Raw genomic sequence first — 16112 nt, forward strand, 5'->3', positions numbered from 1 at the left:
GGGTATCCGTCAATCTTCCGGCACTGTCCGGTCGGGATGTGCCTCGTAATAGATCGTCTCGATCGAGTGGGCCATGGTTTGCAGGCTGAAACGCTCATGCAACCGCGCCGCGTCCGGCATCGCGGCGCGAAACGCTGCGGGATCATCCGCAACGCCCAGCATCTTATGCGCAAGCGCCTCCTCCTCCGGCTCCACCAGTGCGGGGGAGCGAGGCCCAAACACTTCGGGAATGCCGCCAACATTGCTGGCGATGACGGACTTTCCCGGCAGCGAGCGCCTCCAGAACGATATAGGGAAACGCTTCGGCGCGTGACGGAACCACCATTATACGCCCCAGGGCAAAGGCCTCGCGCGCAGCCATGCCGGGCAGAAAGCGGATTTGCCCGGAAAGGCCTAGTTCTTCGGCAAGGGCGATGAAGCCGGGCTTTTCCGCGCCGTCTCCCACCATGGTCGCGGTGAGGGCGCGCTGGTTCCGGTCGCGCAGGCGGGCAAGGGCGCGGATCATGACGTCCGGTCCCTTCAGTTCGCGCATCGTGCCCACGAACAGAAAATCGCTGGCACCGGCTGCGTCGGCGATGGGTATGAATTCATCTTCGGCCAGGCCGTTATAGATGACGGCATGAAGGCCATAGGGCCTCCCTACCTTTTCTTCGTAAATACGCTTTTCGAAGTTCGAGACGAACATCACCGCATCGGTCAGAGGGGCCAGCAACCTCTCGATCAGAAAGACGGCGCCGCCGCGGCGCGTCTTTCTGTCAAAATGCAGGCTTCCGCCATGCGGTGAATAGATACGGGCTACGCGAGACCTTAATACCCGTAAGACTGAGCCGAACAAACGCGCATAGACGCCGCCCTTGGCGCCATGTCCGTGCAATATGTCCGGCTGCAATTTCTTGATGATGCGATATGTTTTGTAGGCTGCCGCTGCATCGCCCAGTCCGACACGGCGCTGCATGGCAATGCGGTGAAGGCCGAGCGCGAGCTTTGGCCGCAATTCCTCCATAAGCGCGTCTTCGCGCGGACCGCCGGTCGTTGCGTCGCAGACAATGCCGACCGCGTGGCCTTTTTCCGCCTGCAGGCCCACCAGATCGCGGACGTGGCGGAAGAGCCCGCCGGTCGGTTCGCGGAAGCAGTGGAGGATGCGCAGCGGGGAGGCATTGGTATCATCAGCCATCAATCGCCATCAGAATAGACGTTCGCGCACATAGATCGTGTCGCCCGGCAGGATGGGATCGGAAATCAGCACGCGGCCCGTCAGGACCTTGCCGTTGAACTGGCGCGTGATATCGACATTCTCCTGATTGGCGCGCGGGCTGAAACCGCCCGCTGCGGCGATCGCTTTTTGCGCGGTCATACCCGGAACATAGGAATACTGGCCGGCAGCACCCACTTCGCCCATCACGAAAATCGGACGATAGCGGTCGATTTCAGCGCTGACGTCAGGGTCGCGCAGATAGCCGCCCCGCAGCTTGGATGCGATGACGCCCTCCAGCTGTTTGGATGTCTTGCCGCGTGCCGGAATGCTGCCCACGAGCGGGAAAGCGATATAGCCAGCCTGATCGACGCTATAGGTATTGGTAAGGCTCGGCTGCTCGAAAACCGTGATACGCACCCGGTCGCCGGCATCCAGCATATAGGGCTGGTTCAGCGCCTCGTGGAAAGCGGGCGGGGCAGGGCGATAGCTGGAGCAGGCAGAAAGCGTCATGGCGGCAAGGCCGAGTGCCACGAGCAGAGTGTGGCCTTTGCGCTTGTTCTGAATTGTCTTCGCCGTCATTTTCCGCCTCGGTTCTTCCGAAAAGCAATATTTCTCAACGCACGCAATCGACGCGGTACCGACAGCGCGATTACGAATATCGGTTGCAAGCGTTATCGATTGATTAGGGTTAATGGCTGGTAAAGAAGACAGGGTCCGGTGCAAAATCTTTATGCTTCGTCACGGTGGCGAACTTACCCTGCTTAACCCTCTGGTTACCTTGTTCCTTTACCTTCCGCCCAGATTCGGGGGTGTTTCATCCCACGCGGGCGAGAGCGATCACGCGCGCAAGCGCACTCGCGAAGTCCATGGAGAATGGGGAATGGCAGAAGTCGATCCGTTATCAAGGGACGCAGATATTGATATCGGTGCGCTGTTCTCCAGCCTGCGCCGTCACTGGCTGTTCATTGTGGGCGGCGCGCTTCTCATGGCGGCGCTTGCCTGGGCCATTTGCCTTCTCCTGACACCGGATTACCGCGCCGAAGCACGCCTCATGATCGAGGCCCGTGAATCCATCTATACCCGCCCCAACGGCGAGACTTCTGCCGAGCGTCCGCTTTTCGATGCCGAAGGGGTGAAGAGCCAGGTCGAGGTGTTCTCCTCCGGCGATCTTCTCAAGAAAGTTTCCGACGAGCTCAAGTTGACCAGCAATGAAGCCTTCACGACAACGGAAGTGAAGCCCTGGACCCGCGTTCTCATCATGCTTGGCATGCGGACCGATCCGGAGCGCCTGACCCCGGAAGAGCGCGTCTTGCAGAAACTGCGCAAGAACATGCAGGTTTTTGCCGTTACTGCTTCGCGCGTCATCGTGGTGCAATATACGTCGGCGAACCCGGAAACGGCAAAGAATGTCGCCAACGCGCTGGCCGATCAGTACATCCTGTTTCAACAGGCCGCGAAGCTTGAATCGAACGACGATGCGACCGGTTGGCTTGCCCCTGAAATTGACGACCTGCGCAACCGTGTCCGCGACGCGGAAAGGAAGGTTGCGGATTACCGTGCTTCGCGCGGGCTTCTGACCGGGCAGAGCAACAGCACCATCGCGACACAGCAGCTTTCTGAAGTCTCGACCGAACTCACCCGGGTTCGCACCAACCGCGCTTCTGCGGAAGCCAAGGCGGAAAGCATTCGCAAGGCGCTCGCCTCCGGTGCGCCCATCGACACGCTGCCGGATGTGTTGGCTTCCGGAATGATGCAGCGTCTTGCCGAAAGGCGCATCCAGCTCAATGCCCAGATTGCCGATTTTTCGACGACACTTCTCGATGGCCATCCGCGTATCAAGGCGCTGCGTTCGCAGCTCGCCGATCTCGACCAGCAGATCAGGAACGAAGGCCGCAAGCTCGTTGCCAGCCTCGACAATGAAGTCTCCGCAGCAAAGCTTCGCGAGGACGAACTCAATCGCGAACTGAACCGGGTGAAGGCACAGGCGGCACAGGCTGGCGATCAGGAAGTCGAGTTGCGCGCATTGGAGCGCGAAGCGGCGGCACAGCGCCAGCTTCTTGAAACCTATCTGACGCGCTATCGCGAAGCCGCGTCCCGTACCGACCGCAACTATGTGCCGGTCGATGCCCGCGTCTTTTCTTCGGCGGAAACCCCGGCGGTTCCCTATTATCCGATGATATTGCCGATCGTCGGTTCGACTTTCGTGGCGGGCCTGCTGCTGCTGTCTATTTTCGTTCTGCTGCGTGAATTGTTCAGCGGTCGGGCCTTCGTGACGACCGGTGGCCAGAGGGCTGCCGCAGTGGAGGAAATCGAGATGCCGGTTATTGCCGCTGCCGCCGAAGCTGCTGCTGTGCCGCCATCGAGAGCCGAAGGCGGCGATGCAGTTTCGAATGAAACAATTGTGGCACCGCGCCGTTCATGGAATATGCCGTTTGCGGTGAGGCCACCGGTTTCGGATGCACGGAAAACCGTGGAGGAGTTTCCCATGATCAGGCGGGACAAGACCAGCCAGCGCGAAACGCGCCAGCATAATCCCAATGGTGTGGAAGCTGTCGCCGATCTGCTTGCCAGCGGTAAGGAGAAGCGCATCGTGGTTGTTTCTCCCGAAGGTGACAAGGCATCGGCGGGGACGGTGCGTCTGTTGCGTGAATTCGCGGATCGCGGCAAGCGGGCGATTCTCGTGGATATGACTGCTCAGGGAATTGTAGGTCTGGCCATGCTGGACGGTACGCATCTGCCCGGCATTACCGAGCTTTTGTCCGGCGAGCGGCGTTTCAACGAGGTCATCCACAGCGACCGGTTCTCACAGGCTCACGTTGTGCCGCTAGGGGAGGCGGATCCCGAAATCGCCATGCGCTCCGCCGATCGCCTGCCGCTCATTCTCGACGCGCTGGAAACGGTCTATGATTTTGTCGTCGTAGAGTGCGGTCCGTCGTCTTCGGAACAGATCGGGCGCATTGCGGATGGACCCGCTTCCGTGGTGATGAGCATTGTCGATCCGGACGACAAGGGCGTCGCGCTCGCCGCGCTCGACCTCGACCAAGGTGGTTATGAAGACGTCGTCATTTTGATGGACGAACCGGCCTGATTGCCGGAATCTGATTCTGGAACAATGTCTTGCAACGGGTTCCTGAATCGGATCGCCAGCACGCTCTACCTTTTCGCGAACCTGCTGCGCAGCGCCTTGGCCATGCCCCAGAGACGCGGATTGCGCTTGAGGCTTCCGGCGACCGCGTTGCGGGCTGATTGCAGCGCCGTGAAAAACCTGCCCTTGGCTGATAGCGGCACCAGCGTGTCATAGATCGCAAGATCGATGTCGCACCATTCGCGCTTGTAGGGCTCGTCGCCAATGCCGAAACTGTAGACCGAATGGCCTTCACCGCAACTACGGCTGATATCCTCGAAGAAGAGGAATTCACCCGGACTTGCCGTCATCAGTTCATCTTGTGCGATTGCGCCGAACTCAACGGTCGGTCCTGCAACGCCGAACACCTTTCCGATGATCGAACGTATGGTCCCGCCCACCTCAAGAAAGCGCAATTCGTTCAACTGATGATCTTTCGTCAGGCCCGCGCAGAAAAAGACTTTGAAGAAATTGCGCACATTCTCGTCGGAGAATGGGTCGCTGATACCCATTTGCCGAAAACGCTGCGCCTTCATCGCGAAAAAGAGATCGAGAACCTTTTCTGACTCCGCAGGGCTTCGGGGTGCGTCAATTCTCCAGCCTCCGCTTTCCTCATAGCGGCGGTCGTGCTGGCGATGCTTTTTCAGCTTTCGCTTGCGATTGGCGCGATCAAGCACGGCATCGAAGCCGCCATTAAGAGAGACGGCGAGAACCGGATTTGGATTGGGCGCTTTTCCGAGAGCAAGCAGTGGGTTGACTGCACCCTGCATTTCAGAAAACTGGCGTGTCAGCGACAGTGCATCGATGTCCGGTCGCACCTTGCGGATGATGCCGAGTAGCTGATTGACTGCCTCGCGACCGGCAACGCCATCAAATTCCTTGCTGAGCCAGGGAAAATTGCAATTGGCGTGGCTTCCGCCGGGATAGCGCGCAATTTTTACACCCCTGTGGCTGACAGCTTCCAGCGGCACGAGCAGGATCGGCGTGGTTCCGTGAAAAAGCCCGACGACAAAACTGTCGGCATTGACGATGGCGCGCCAGTTATCGATCCATTCGAGCGATTGGGGCGCGCCGTGAACGGCCTCGGCATCTTTCCAGAGCCGCGCGATCTCGCTGAAATCCGTCAGAACGTGCGCTGCGACTTCACCCGCCATTGTCTGCAGCTTCCTCGGAGGGGATTAATGTTGTTTCTTGCGTGGTGGCTGCGCCATCCACCAGATGATGCCCATGGCTGGCAGAACCCACAGAATGCCGGTCACGAAGAAATAAAGGAGATGCACCCACGCGCTTGACTGGGCCAGATGCGCCACGGCGATAATGGTCGCGAATACCGCGTAGATGATAACCAGTGCAACCAGCAAAAAAGTGCCGATCAGTTTCTTCAGCCGAACGGGCATGGCGCAGTTCTCCTTTTCCCGTTTCTTCACTAACCGGTGAACGGTGACAGTGAAAGGGTAAAAACGCGGCGGCATGTCGCGTGACACCAACTTGTAACGGCTTCACCTATGCGGCATGTATCCTTCTCTTGTTATCGAAGGGTGAATGGCATGACGGCAGCAACGGCGCAGCGTGTAGGACAGGGCAGGTCATCGAAAGAGGACCGCGACCGTCGCCTCGTGCGTTATTGGCTTTATGCAGTTTTCGTCGTGCTGATTGCCATCGTCATGGTCGGCGGTGCCACACGCATGACGGGTTCTGGCCTTTCCATAACCGAATGGAAGCCCATTCACGGCGTCATTCCGCCGCTGAACCATGCCGAATGGGTGGAAGAGTTCGACAAGTATCGCCAGATTCCCCAGTATCAGCAGATCAACAAGGGCATGTCGCTGGAGGAATTCCAGTACATTTTCTGGTGGGAATGGGCGCATCGCCTGCTTGCGCGTTTTGTCGGGTTTCTGGTCGCCGTTCCGCTGGCCTTCTTCTGGGTGACGGGACGCCTCCGGGGTGGCCTCAAATACCGCATGCTGGGTCTGCTGGCGCTCGGCGGCCTGCAGGGCGCTATCGGCTGGTGGATGGTGGCCTCCGGCCTGAGCGAGCTGACGAGCGTCAGCCAGTATCGCCTGGCGATCCATCTGACGACGGCCTGCGTCATCATAACGGCGGTATTCTACATTGCGCGGGGCCTTGTCACCTATAGCGAACGACCGGCGGAACGGTCGGTCCAGCGCTTTGCGGGTTGGATCGTGTTCGCCGTGCTTGTGCAGATTTACCTGGGTGGGCTCGTGGCCGGGCTGCATGCCGGTCTGACCTATAACACATGGCCGCTGATGGATGGTGCTGTGGTGCCGTCGGATCTGTTCATCCAGTCGCCATGGTGGCGCAACCTGTTCGAGAACCCGAAAACGGTCCAGTTCGTGCACCGCGTGTTTGCCTATACGGTTCTTGTTCTGGCTGTGCTGCATTCGCTGCAGGTTTGGAATCAGGCTCCGGGCAGCACCCATGCGCGCCGCACCATTGTTCTCCTCGGTCTGATACTTGTGCAGGCTGTTATCGGTATTGCAACGCTTCTGATGAGCGTTCCGCTGCACCTGGGCCTGACGCATCAGTTCTTCGCGCTGATCGTTCTGGCGTTCGCGGTTGCGCACTGGCGCGCAACCAAGGGCGCTTACGAGGGGTAGCTGGTCCGACGCAATTGCCTGAGCGCGGAGGCGATCTTCAGTTCCCGCGCTTCATCCGCGTCGTTACCGTCTTCACGATGCCACGCGGCTGAGAGACAGCCATAGGCGAAGGCATAATCCAGAATATAGGCCGCATCTCGCCCGATGATCGGCGCGAAATGTTCGGCCATGCCCCGCGCACGTTCGAGATCCAGACAGAGATCGTCGCGATCGAGCGGATTGTAGAAGATGTTGGCCGCATCGAAGGCGGCGTCCCCAGCCACCCCGTGCGGATCGATGGCGAGCCAGCCGCGGGGTCCCTTGATGATGTTTTCATGGTGGATGTCGCCATGCAGCGGGATAGTTTCGTGTGGCGTGGCCAGCAAGCGCCTGGCGACCGCCGTGCCTTCTGCATAGAGCGGGCTTTCATCCGCCACCGCGAAAAGACCGGAAAAGTGTTTGTCGAGCGGTTGCAAGTCAACCGGTATCGGGGCGGGAGAGGGCGTATGCAGCGCGCTCAGCACCTCGCCGAAGATGAGCAGGCATTCGGCGTCGTTACCGCGCTTCAGGTGTTCATCGAGGTGGTAGTCGCCCGCATATTCGAGCAGCATCGACGCACCATCCAGGGCGTATAATCGCGCCGCACCATGCCCATTCTGCCAGGCAAGATAATGGGCTCCGCGCAATTCTTCCATTCCGGCCGGCTTCAATTGCTTGACGACAAAAACCTCGCCCGGATGATCGATGCGTTCGACCTTCCAGACGAGGCTTGAATGCTTATCCGCCAGTGGCTCGAACGAGCCGATATTCCATTCGACAGGAAACACCGGCTGCTTCGGCATCATGCCTTGCCGAGCATGAGGTTCATGTTCTGGACGGCGGCACCCGACGCGCCTTTGCCCAGATTGTCGAGCAGCGCCACGAGATTGACTTCTCCGTCGCCTACGGTGCCGAAGACGAAAAGCTTCATGCCATCCTTGCCCGCAAGCTCTTCCGCATCGACACGCGGAAGCTTCGCGCTTTCCTCAAGCGGCACGACTTCGACAATATCCTGACCGGCATAATGATCGGTCAGCGCAGCATGAATCTTTGCAAGCGACGGTGATCCTTCAAGTTCGCTCAGGAACAGGGGAACCTGTACGATCATGCCTTGCGGGAAGCGTCCCACGCTGGGTGAAAAGATCGGGCGGCGTTCCAGACGGCCATGCATTTGCAGTTCCGGCACGTGCTTATGCTTGAGCGGCAGGCCGTAAAGGAAATTGTTTGCCGCCAGATAGTCCAGATGGTCCTTGTCTTCCATCTGGGCGATCAGCTGCTTGCCGCCGCCGGTATAGCCGGAAACAGCATTGACGCTCACCGGGTAGTCGGCAGGCAGCAGGCCCGCATCGCGAAGCGGGCGAACAAGCGCAATCGCGCCGGTCGGGTAGCAACCCGGATTGGCGACGAGGCGCGCCTCGCTGATGCGTTCGCGCTGGCCTTTCGCCAGCTCGGCAAAACCATAGGCCCAGTCGGGGTGCACGCGATAAGCGGTCGACGTATCGATGATGCGGGTCGAGTTGTGACCTTCGAGCAGGGAAACCGCTTCCTTGGAGGCATCGTCCGGCAGGCAAAGGATCGCAATATCGGCAGCGCGCAGATAGTCGGCGCGCAAATCCTTGTTGCGCCGCTCGGCTTCCGGGATCGAGATCACTTCCAGATCGTCGCGCTCGGCCAGACGGGCGCGGATCTGCAGGCCGGTGGTGCCGTGTTCGCCATCGATGAAGATTTTCGGTTTCATGCGTTTTGCCTTTGAATTCAGAAAGTTACGACATTACGTGGAATCAGCGTTTGAGCTGTTTGAATCACTTTGTGAACAAGCGCCTCATCGTCGTTCTTTCCGTTCGGCCAGAAGGCCCAGATAGTACATTGCAATCGTCGCTCCCGCGATGGCTGTTATATCGGCATGATCATAGGCTGGTGCAACCTCGACCACATCAGCGCCCACGAAGTCAAGAGCTGCGAGCTTGCGCAGGACGGACAAAATCTTTGCCGATGACGGGCCACCAGCGACCGGCGTACCGGTTCCCGGCGCGAAGGCCGGATCAAGGCAGTCGATGTCGAAGGTGAGATAGGCCTTGGTGCCATTGGTGCGCTTCAGGATTTCATCGGCGATCGCCGCCGCCGACATGTCCTCCACCTCGTGGCCATAGATGATCTTGATGCCACAATCTTCCGGCGCGTGGGTGCGGATGCCGATCTGAATCGAGTGGTCGGGATCGATGATGCCATCGCGCACCGCACGGGCCACGAATGAACCGTGGTCGATCCGCTTGCCATCGTCGAACCATGTGTCCTGATGGGCATCGAACTGCACCAGCGCCAGCGGGCCATATTTTGCTGCATGGGCCTTGAGAAGTGGCCATGTGATGAAATGATCGCCGCCAAGTGTCAGCAGGAACGCATCGGATTTCAGAATTTTTGCCGCTTCGCGCTCGATAGTGGCGGGGGTCTTGTAGTGATTGCCGTAATCCAGCAGGCAGTCGCCATAGTCGATGACAGCGAGATTCTCGAAGAGGTCACGCTCGAACGGATATTGCGGGTCATTGTCGAAGATGGCCGAGGCCCGGCGGATCGCCTGTGGACCGAAGCGTGCGCCGGGCCGGTTGGAAACGGCGGCATCGAAGGGAATGCCCCAGACAACCGCTTCGGCTCCCTTGAGCGACTTCGTGTATATCCGCCGCATGAACGATAGCACGCCCGCATGGGTCGGGTCCGTGGCTGCGCTGGTCAGGCTGCGGGCAGTGATCGCGTGGTCGATGGTCTTTGCAGGCATGTCTGTCGTCCGGGATGATGGTCTGGCTTCTATAGCGTTTTCATTCGCTCTTGGCATCAAATCCATAGGCGCGCTCCACGCGTCCGATACGCACGCGATAGGCTTCATACCATTTCTGGCGCCCGAGTCTCTGCGCAACCAGATGGTCCACGTCGCGCTTCCACGCGCGGATGCTTTCTTCGTCGGCCCAGAAAGAATTGGTGATACCAAAGCCTTCCGCGTCGCGCGCGCTTTCAATACCGAGATAGCCGGGCTGTTTCGCCGCAAGTTCACCCATCTGAACTGCCATGTCGCCATAGCCATCGTCCTCGCCGCTGACACGCTGCGAAGCAAAGGTGACAATCAGGTAGGGCGGCTCCGGCGTGGCCGCGAAACGGTTTGATGCTACAGGCAGGGACATGGGGTTTATCCGCTAGTGAGTAGGGTCAGAGGTTCTTGGAATAGTCATGACTGCTATCGAACCGGCTTGCAACTGTGGCGAAGGCGCACTGCTACCTAACATCTTGAGGGCAAATAACAGCAATTGAGGTGCGGGAACCGTTAAGCGCTAATGGCTCTCATTTATGGAGGGACATCATGCGAAAAACGCTTCTTGCGATCTCGGCCATTCTTGTTTGTTCCGCTTCACTTGCGGGCTGTGCAACGAACCAACGCTCCGCCAGCTATCAATTGGAGCAGCAGAATGTAAGCGCAATCAACTGGATGCAACTGTCAGGCGAATATGACGCGCTGGCTTATCAGGCATTCAATGGCGCGCGTCGGGCCTTCGACGCAGCAAAACCGGCAAAGGGAAGAAAGAAGGCCGTAATCGTCGATCTCGACGAGACGATGATCGACAATACCGCCTATGCCGGATGGCGCGTCAGGCAGGGCGTACCCTTTACGGAGGAGGCATGGGCGCGCTGGATGGCCGCCGGGCAGGCACGTCCAATTGCGGGCGCTGTGGAGTTTGCAAGGCATGTGAACGCGAACGGCGGCACGATGTTCTACGTCACGAACCGCGATGCCCGGTCGTTTCAGTCTACCGCAGCCAACATTGAAAGGCTTGGCTTTCCGGGCGTGTCCGCAAAAACGCTTCTGCTGAACAGCGGTCAGTCCAACAAGCAGGAGCGTTTCGATAGTATCAAGGCTGAGGGATATGATGTCGTCATCTATATGGGGGACAATCTCAACGACTTCGGAGCTGCAACCTATCACAAGAACAACCAGCAGCGACGCGCATTCGTCGAAGCCAACCGGGAAGCATTCGGCACGAAGTTTTTCATGCTGCCCAATCCGAGCTACGGCGACTGGGTTTCAGGCATGGCGCAGGACTATTACAAACAGTCTCCGCAAAGGCAGCTTGAGATCAAACGCAAGTCCATCCGCAGTTGGGCAGGCTGAAATGCGGTGTGGAACGAAAACAAAAAAGCGGACCCGAAGGCCCGCTTTTCTGTAAATCCGAAGCGAAAAGATTATTAGCGCTTGGAGAACTGGAACGAACGGCGAGCCTTGGCCTTACCGTACTTCTTACGTTCGACAACGCGGCTGTCGCGGGTCAGGAAGCCACCCTTCTTGAGAACCGTGCGCAGGCCCGGCTCGTAGTAGGTGAGGGCCTTGGAGATGCCGTGACGAACGGCGCCGGCCTGACCGGAGAGACCGCCACCGGCAACGGTGGCAACGATGTCGAACTGACCAGCGCGATTCGAAGCGACGATCGGCTGCTGCAGGATCATCTGCAGAACCGGACGTGCGAAATACTTTTCGAATTCCTTGTCGTTGACGGTGATCTTGCCAGTGCCCGGCTTGACCCATACGCGTGCAACGGCGTCCTTGCGCTTGCCGGTGGCATAGGCGCGGCCCTGTGCGTCCAGCTTCTGGACATGAACCGGAGCGGCAGCTTCGGTCTTGGCAACGGTGCCGAGTTCTTCGAGCGAGTTGAGCTGCTCAGCCATGATTATGCATTCCCTTTGTTCTTGCGGTTCAGCGCTGCGACGTCGAGGACTTCCGGCTGCTGAGCTTCATGCTGATGGTTCGGGCCTGCATAAACGCGCAGGTTCTTCATCTGGCGACGGCCGAGTGGACCACGCGGGATCATGCGCTCGATTGCCTTCTCAAGAACGCGTTCCGGGAAACGGCCTTCGAGGATCTGGCGAGCAGTGCGCTCCTTGATGCCGCCCGGATGGCCGGTGTGCCAGTAATATTTCTTGTCGGCATACTTGTTGCCGGTCAGAACAACCTTGTCGGCATTGATGATGATGACATTGTCGCCATCGTCAACATGCGGGGTGAAGGTTGCTTTGTGCTTGCCACGCAGGCGATTGGCGACGAGCGATGCGAGACGGCCGACGACGAGACCTTCGGCGTCGATCAGCACCCACTTCTTCACCACTTCAGCCGGCTTCTGAGAGAAAGTTGCCATTGAAGTCTTCCTTGACTTGATCCCTGTCCTTGCGAACCGGGCTTTTTTTGTTGCTTGTGTTGGACTGATCCAACCCGAACGAGCGGGCAAAAGATCACTTCTGCTCGCTTCCGGCGGGTCGATATACAATGTTGACGCTTCCGTCAAGCCCTTTAATCCGAGCGCCCGTTTAAAAATTAAACAAAATCAATAAGTTATAGATTTGGTATTATAATACCATATAATTTTCCATCATTTTCAGCGCGGCGGGATCGAATAAGTGGCCGTCGCGTGGGCAACGAGTTCGCCGTTTGCAGCGTCGGTCAGGCTGATTTCGAGCACAGCGAGACGCTTCCCGAGTTTCAGGAGATGCGCCACGGCATCGATCGCTCCGGGAGATGGCTTGCGCAGGAAATTGATGTTCAGGCTGGTCGTCACCGCCAGGGCAACCGGACCAATATGGGCGAGTATGGCGGCATAGGCGGTTACGTCGGCTAGGGCAAAAAGCGAAGGGCCGGACACGGTGCCGCCCGGTCGCAGATGCTGCTCGTCGGCATGAAGGCGCATCGTTGCAGAACCATCGTCGATTGCCGTGATCTCGAATGTGTCGCCAAGCTGTGGGAACTCGCGTTTCATGAAAGCTTGCAGATCCCCGATTGTCATCACGGGGCCGACGCCTGTGCGATGCGTGGTATTGATATTCATGCGTTCCTCCCAACTTAAATACTCAATAAGGGGTGCATGTGCCTCTATGCAAGCACCGGCTCCAGCCATTCGAAGGGAACAGAGATGCAAAATCCTTCCGACGACCAGATTCGCGAAATTCTCCTTTCCGTCAGAACCATAGCGCTTCTCGGCGCTTCGCCGAAGCCGGAGCGCCCGAGCAATGGCGTCATGGAGTTCCTGCTTTCCAAGGGTTACCGCGTGATTCCGGTCAATCCGGGGCAGGCGGGCAAGGATATTCACGGCCAGCGCGTGGTGGCCCGGCTGGCGGATATCGATGAGCCGGTGGACATGATCGATGTCTTCCGCGAACCCTATTCGCTGCCGGGAATCGTCGATGAGGTGCTGGCCATGCAGCCGAGGCCGAAAATCCTGTGGACGCAGCTTGGTGTGGTGCACGAAGAAGCGGGAAACCGCGCCCGCGAAGCAGGTCTGACCGTGGTCATGGACCGTTGTCCAGCCATCGAATACCCCCGCCTGATCGCTGAATAGAAAGTTTTGGATTTAAATTCTGCGATTCCGCCATTTCGCGGAAAATCCGCCTTTGCTTTCCTGGCGGCAACGCCTAACGTCCTGTCATCATTGGGGCTTAGACGCTGGAGGAAATCATGTCGAAACGTTCGCCCGGAATTGAAACGCTGGCTGTCCACGCAGGCGCAAAGCCCGATCCAACGACGGGGGCGCGTGCAACGCCGATCTACCAGACCACATCTTTCGTGTTCGAGGACGCCGACCACGCGGCATCCCTGTTCGGCCTTCAGGCTTTCGGCAATATCTATACGCGCATCACCAACCCGACCACGGCGGTTCTGGAAGAACGCATTGCCGCGCTTGAAGGCGGTACGGCGGCGGTCGCGACCGCATCGGGCCATGCGGCACAGCTGCTCGTGTTCCACACGCTTCTGCGGCCGGGCGACAATTTCATCGCAGCACGGCAGCTCTATGGCGGCTCGATCAACCAGTTCGGCCAGTCGTTCAAGTCTTTCGACTGGCATGTGCGCTGGGCCGATGCTACCAATCCTACCGATTTCGCCAAGCAGATTGACGATCGGACCCGCGCCATCTTCATCGAAAGCTTCGCCAATCCGGGCGGTATTGTCGTGGATATCGAGGCGATTGCCGAAATCGCTCACAAGCACGGCCTGCCGCTGATCGTGGACAACACGCTCGCATCGCCCTATCTGGTGCGCCCGATCGAGCATGGCGCGGATATTGTGGTCCATTCGCTGACCAAGTTTATCGGCGGTCACGGCAATTCGATGGGCGGCATTCTGGTCGATGGCGGAACATTCGACTGGGCGAAGTCCGGCAATTACCCGCTGCTCACAGAACCGCGCCCAGACTATGCCGGCCTGGAACTGCACAAGACTTTCGGAAATATTTCCTTTGCTATCGCTGCCCGTGTTCTGGGCTTGCGGGATTTCGGGCCTGCCATTTCACCGTTCAATGCGTTCCAGATCCTGACGGGCGTGGAAACGCTGCCGCTGCGCATTCAGCGCCACAGCGACAACGCGTTGAAGGTTGCTTCCTGGCTGCACGGTCACGACAAGGTATCATGGGTCAATTATGCCGGATTGCCGCATGATAAATTCCACGCGCTCCAGCAGAAATACGCACCGAAGGGGGCCGGCTCGGTGTTCACTTTCGGCCTCAAGGGCGGATACGACGCTGGCGTGAAATTCGTCGACAGCCTCGACCTCTTCTCCCTGCTTGCCAATATTGGTGATACGCGCTCGCTGGTCATCCACCCGGCATCCACAACCCACCGTCAGCTGACCGACGAGCAGAAGGTGGCTGCGGGTGCGGGACCGGATGTGGTGCGCCTTTCCATCGGCATCGAGGATGCTGATGATATCATCGCCGATTTGGAACAGGCGCTGGCGAAGGTCTGATCGATGAGCCGGTTTCTCGATTTCAACCTTTCCGGCATCGAGCCGGAAGAAGGCGCTCCCCCACCGGAGCGCATTCTTTCAGGTAGCCCCGAATTCCGCACATGGAATTTGGAGGAGAACGCCGAAGGAACGCTTTTTGCAGGCATATGGGAGAGTACGCCGGGAAAATGGCGTATCGAATATGACGAATGGGAATTCTGCCACATTCTTTCCGGCCGCTCCATCGTCAGCGAGGAAGGCGGCGGGAGCCGGGAAGTCGGGGCCGGGGACAGTTTTGTCATCCGACCGGGCTTCAAGGGCAGCTGGGAGGTCATCGAGACTACCCGCAAGGAATATGTGATCAGGCTCTGACGCAAATGCCGCTATATCAAATAAAACACCCGCCGGATGTCGGCGGGTGTTTTGGTTGGTGGCATGCTGTCAGTTATGCGACTCGCGCCTGATCGGTCGGAAAACCGGAACCGTATTCGGTCCGGGCCGCTCTACGACAGGGGCTCCGGATGACGGACGTTCGGGCCGCGGCGGGCGAGGGCGGTCCGGCCTGTTGTAGCTTGGACGGTTCCTATCCCTGTCACGGTCGCGGTAACGATAACCGTCGCGATAGCGATAACCAGAATCCCGATAGTAACGCGGGTAACGACGATAATCGCGGTAATAGCCGCCGCTGTCATAAATGACCCCGGTGCCGATATAGCTGCCGCGCGAATAATAGGGATCGTAACCGTCGCCGTAATAGCCTTCGGACACGCAGCCGCTAAGCGTCAGACTGGCAGCGCCAATGCCAAGCGCCAGTAAAATGGATTTCAATGACATGTTCGCTACTCCGAAAGGCCGGGGTCAGCGCTGGAAACGCAATAACCACGCGGCGAACCACTATTTAGAGGGATTATGCGCGTTTCCATCTGAAGCCCATAATCAATAAAGATTGCAGAGCGTTAGCTTGGTCAGCTGCGATCAAGCCGCCGCAATAGGCCGTGAGTTATGCTCTACATATGTTCATTAAACGCTTAGGCGTTTCAAAAGTTGCGGCTGAAACGGCAAAAGGTTGTACCAAACAAAACCGCCCCGAAGGGCGGTTGTATTTTATCCAATAGATAGCGCTTGCTTAGGGCTTGGGGGTGGTACCAGCATTCTCCACCTTCGTTGCGATATCATCGAACTTATCGTTAATTGCACCTCCGAGTGTTTGCGCTCCGACGATGATAACGACGGCGATGAGGCCAGCGATCAGTGCGTATTCAATGGCGGTTGCGCCGGATTCATTTTTACGAAAGCGTGCGATTAACTTGGTCATGTGTTGCTCCTGAGATCATTTTTGTTTGTTTAGCGGTCGTTGTGACCTGCGAGCAAACTATCCGGCAATTATGTTCACCCTCTTAAGTTGCATGG

Annotated in this window: 18 protein-coding genes and 1 pseudogene; 6 read left to right on the forward strand and 13 right to left on the reverse strand. The window is 58.3% G+C overall.

Features of this window, described 5'->3' with window-relative positions; genetic code table 11:
- Window positions 1–9: 9 nt before the first annotated feature.
- Both OINT_RS04100 and OINT_RS04105 read right to left on the reverse strand, forming a co-directional pair.
- A pseudogene (locus OINT_RS04100) lies at window positions 10–1174 on the reverse strand (glycosyltransferase family 4 protein).
- 9 nt (window positions 1175–1183) lie between these two features.
- The gene (locus OINT_RS04105; protein WP_025091383.1) at window positions 1184–1774 is read right to left on the reverse strand and encodes a polysaccharide biosynthesis/export family protein; all 591 of its coding nucleotides are present in this window, start codon (window positions 1772–1774) and stop codon (window positions 1184–1186) included.
- A 301-nt stretch (window positions 1775–2075) separates the two neighbouring features.
- On the opposite strand from OINT_RS04105, the gene OINT_RS04110 reads away from it, so the two are divergent.
- Complete coding sequence (locus OINT_RS04110; RefSeq protein ID WP_039852509.1) at window positions 2076–4283, forward strand: GumC family protein; 2208 nt, start codon at window positions 2076–2078, stop codon at window positions 4281–4283.
- Between the two features lie 65 nt (window positions 4284–4348).
- Here the strand turns inward: OINT_RS04110 and OINT_RS04115 are convergent, their stop codons facing one another.
- Window positions 4349–5473 (reverse strand): GNAT family N-acetyltransferase, encoded by a 1125-nt coding sequence (locus OINT_RS04115; protein ID WP_006466511.1) that lies wholly within the window; start codon window positions 5471–5473, stop codon window positions 4349–4351.
- A 24-nt stretch (window positions 5474–5497) separates the two neighbouring features.
- Window positions 5498–5716, reverse strand: coding sequence for a DUF2842 domain-containing protein (locus tag OINT_RS04120; RefSeq protein WP_021587765.1), 219 nt, complete (start codon window positions 5714–5716; stop codon window positions 5498–5500).
- Window positions 5717–5866: 150 nt separating this feature from the next.
- Between OINT_RS04120 and OINT_RS04125 the strand changes: the two genes are divergently transcribed.
- Window positions 5867–6937, forward strand: a complete 1071-nt coding sequence (locus tag OINT_RS04125; RefSeq protein ID WP_025091385.1) for a COX15/CtaA family protein — start codon at window positions 5867–5869, stop codon at window positions 6935–6937.
- Here OINT_RS04125 and OINT_RS04130 read toward each other — a convergent pair.
- The 4 genes from OINT_RS04130 to OINT_RS04145 form a co-directional block, all read right to left on the reverse strand.
- Window positions 6925–7758 carry an aminoglycoside phosphotransferase family protein gene (locus tag OINT_RS04130; protein ID WP_039852513.1) on the reverse strand — a complete coding sequence of 278 codons (834 nt, stop codon included), beginning with the start codon at window positions 7756–7758 and terminating at the stop codon, window positions 6925–6927. The two genes, OINT_RS04125 and OINT_RS04130, sit on opposite strands and share 13 nt — an antisense overlap.
- Entirely contained in the window at window positions 7758–8693 is a 936-nt protein-coding gene (gene argC, locus OINT_RS04135; RefSeq protein WP_006466515.1) for an N-acetyl-gamma-glutamyl-phosphate reductase, read from the reverse strand. The genes OINT_RS04130 and argC overlap by 1 nt, the downstream gene beginning before the upstream one ends.
- Window positions 8694–8777: 84 nt before the next feature.
- Window positions 8778–9728, reverse strand: a complete 951-nt coding sequence (gene speB / locus OINT_RS04140; RefSeq protein ID WP_006466516.1) for an agmatinase — start codon at window positions 9726–9728, stop codon at window positions 8778–8780.
- Between the two features lie 40 nt (window positions 9729–9768).
- Window positions 9769–10128 (reverse strand): antibiotic biosynthesis monooxygenase family protein, encoded by a 360-nt coding sequence (locus OINT_RS04145; RefSeq protein ID WP_006466517.1) that lies wholly within the window; start codon window positions 10126–10128, stop codon window positions 9769–9771.
- 176 nt (window positions 10129–10304) lie between these two features.
- Between OINT_RS04145 and OINT_RS04150 the strand changes: the two genes are divergently transcribed.
- Window positions 10305–11111 (forward strand): 5'-nucleotidase, lipoprotein e(P4) family, encoded by an 807-nt coding sequence (locus OINT_RS04150; protein WP_025091388.1) that lies wholly within the window; start codon window positions 10305–10307, stop codon window positions 11109–11111.
- Window positions 11112–11185: 74 nt separating this feature from the next.
- Here OINT_RS04150 and rpsI read toward each other — a convergent pair whose 3' ends face one another.
- The 3 genes from rpsI to OINT_RS04165 form a co-directional block, all read right to left on the reverse strand.
- A complete protein-coding gene (gene rpsI / locus OINT_RS04155; protein ID WP_006466519.1) occupies window positions 11186–11662 on the reverse strand; it encodes a 30S ribosomal protein S9 in 477 nt (158 codons plus the stop codon).
- A 2-nt stretch (window positions 11663–11664) separates the two neighbouring features.
- Window positions 11665–12129 carry a 50S ribosomal protein L13 gene (rplM, locus tag OINT_RS04160; protein ID WP_006472812.1) on the reverse strand — a complete coding sequence of 155 codons (465 nt, stop codon included), beginning with the start codon at window positions 12127–12129 and terminating at the stop codon, window positions 11665–11667.
- A gap of 237 nt (window positions 12130–12366) precedes the next feature.
- Entirely contained in the window at window positions 12367–12813 is a 447-nt protein-coding gene (locus OINT_RS04165; protein ID WP_025091389.1) for a PaaI family thioesterase, read from the reverse strand.
- A gap of 84 nt (window positions 12814–12897) precedes the next feature.
- On the opposite strand from OINT_RS04165, the gene OINT_RS04170 reads away from it, so the two are divergent.
- From OINT_RS04170 to OINT_RS04180, 3 genes are all read left to right on the forward strand, one after another.
- Window positions 12898–13323, forward strand: a complete 426-nt coding sequence (locus tag OINT_RS04170; protein ID WP_025091390.1) for a CoA-binding protein — start codon at window positions 12898–12900, stop codon at window positions 13321–13323.
- 116 nt (window positions 13324–13439) lie between these two features.
- Window positions 13440–14723, forward strand: coding sequence for an O-acetylhomoserine aminocarboxypropyltransferase (locus OINT_RS04175; RefSeq protein ID WP_006466523.1), 1284 nt, complete (start codon window positions 13440–13442; stop codon window positions 14721–14723).
- A gap of 3 nt (window positions 14724–14726) precedes the next feature.
- The gene (locus tag OINT_RS04180; RefSeq protein WP_006466524.1) at window positions 14727–15074 is read left to right on the forward strand and encodes a cupin domain-containing protein; all 348 of its coding nucleotides are present in this window, start codon (window positions 14727–14729) and stop codon (window positions 15072–15074) included.
- A 69-nt stretch (window positions 15075–15143) separates the two neighbouring features.
- Here the strand turns inward: OINT_RS04180 and OINT_RS04185 are convergent, their stop codons facing one another.
- Both OINT_RS04185 and OINT_RS04190 read right to left on the reverse strand, forming a co-directional pair.
- The gene (locus tag OINT_RS04185) at window positions 15144–15536 is read right to left on the reverse strand and encodes a hypothetical protein (RefSeq protein ID WP_006466525.1); all 393 of its coding nucleotides are present in this window, start codon (window positions 15534–15536) and stop codon (window positions 15144–15146) included.
- Window positions 15537–15828: 292 nt separating this feature from the next.
- Window positions 15829–16017: a Flp family type IVb pilin gene (locus OINT_RS04190; protein WP_006466526.1), complete on the reverse strand. Its 189-nt coding sequence runs from the start codon at window positions 16015–16017 to the stop codon at window positions 15829–15831.
- Window positions 16018–16112 lie beyond the last annotated feature (95 nt).

Origin of the sequence: Brucella intermedia LMG 3301 (assembly GCF_000182645.1) — a bacterium.
In the GTDB taxonomy this organism is placed as follows: Bacteria; Pseudomonadota; Alphaproteobacteria; order Rhizobiales; family Rhizobiaceae; genus Brucella; species Brucella intermedia.

Bases quoted from the DNA above. Each gene is read 5' to 3' on its own strand.
- OINT_RS04185 (WP_006466525.1), bottom strand. From the start codon at position 15,536: ATGTCATTGAAATCCATTTTACTGGCGCTTGGCATTGGCGCTGCCAGT.
- OINT_RS04190 (WP_006466526.1), bottom strand. From the start codon at position 16,017: ATGACCAAGTTAATCGCACGCTTTCGTAAAAATGAATCCGGCGCAACC.
- speB (WP_006466516.1), bottom strand. From the start codon at position 9,728: ATGCCTGCAAAGACCATCGACCACGCGATCACTGCCCGCAGCCTGACC.
- OINT_RS04165 (WP_025091389.1), bottom strand. From the start codon at position 12,813: ATGAATATCAATACCACGCATCGCACAGGCGTCGGCCCCGTGATGACA.
- OINT_RS04150 (WP_025091388.1), top strand. From the start codon at position 10,305: ATGCGAAAAACGCTTCTTGCGATCTCGGCCATTCTTGTTTGTTCCGCT.
- OINT_RS04105 (WP_025091383.1), bottom strand. From the start codon at position 1,774: ATGACGGCGAAGACAATTCAGAACAAGCGCAAAGGCCACACTCTGCTC.
- OINT_RS04110 (WP_039852509.1), top strand. From the start codon at position 2,076: ATGGCAGAAGTCGATCCGTTATCAAGGGACGCAGATATTGATATCGGT.
- rplM (WP_006472812.1), bottom strand. From the start codon at position 12,129: ATGGCAACTTTCTCTCAGAAGCCGGCTGAAGTGGTGAAGAAGTGGGTG.
- OINT_RS04175 (WP_006466523.1), top strand. From the start codon at position 13,440: ATGTCGAAACGTTCGCCCGGAATTGAAACGCTGGCTGTCCACGCAGGC.
- OINT_RS04145 (WP_006466517.1), bottom strand. From the start codon at position 10,128: ATGTCCCTGCCTGTAGCATCAAACCGTTTCGCGGCCACGCCGGAGCCG.
- argC (WP_006466515.1), bottom strand. From the start codon at position 8,693: ATGAAACCGAAAATCTTCATCGATGGCGAACACGGCACCACCGGCCTG.
- rpsI (WP_006466519.1), bottom strand. From the start codon at position 11,662: ATGGCTGAGCAGCTCAACTCGCTCGAAGAACTCGGCACCGTTGCCAAG.
- OINT_RS04125 (WP_025091385.1), top strand. From the start codon at position 5,867: ATGACGGCAGCAACGGCGCAGCGTGTAGGACAGGGCAGGTCATCGAAA.
- OINT_RS04115 (WP_006466511.1), bottom strand. From the start codon at position 5,473: ATGGCGGGTGAAGTCGCAGCGCACGTTCTGACGGATTTCAGCGAGATC.
- OINT_RS04130 (WP_039852513.1), bottom strand. From the start codon at position 7,758: ATGCCGAAGCAGCCGGTGTTTCCTGTCGAATGGAATATCGGCTCGTTC.
- OINT_RS04170 (WP_025091390.1), top strand. From the start codon at position 12,898: ATGCAAAATCCTTCCGACGACCAGATTCGCGAAATTCTCCTTTCCGTC.
- OINT_RS04180 (WP_006466524.1), top strand. From the start codon at position 14,727: ATGAGCCGGTTTCTCGATTTCAACCTTTCCGGCATCGAGCCGGAAGAA.
- OINT_RS04120 (WP_021587765.1), bottom strand. From the start codon at position 5,716: ATGCCCGTTCGGCTGAAGAAACTGATCGGCACTTTTTTGCTGGTTGCA.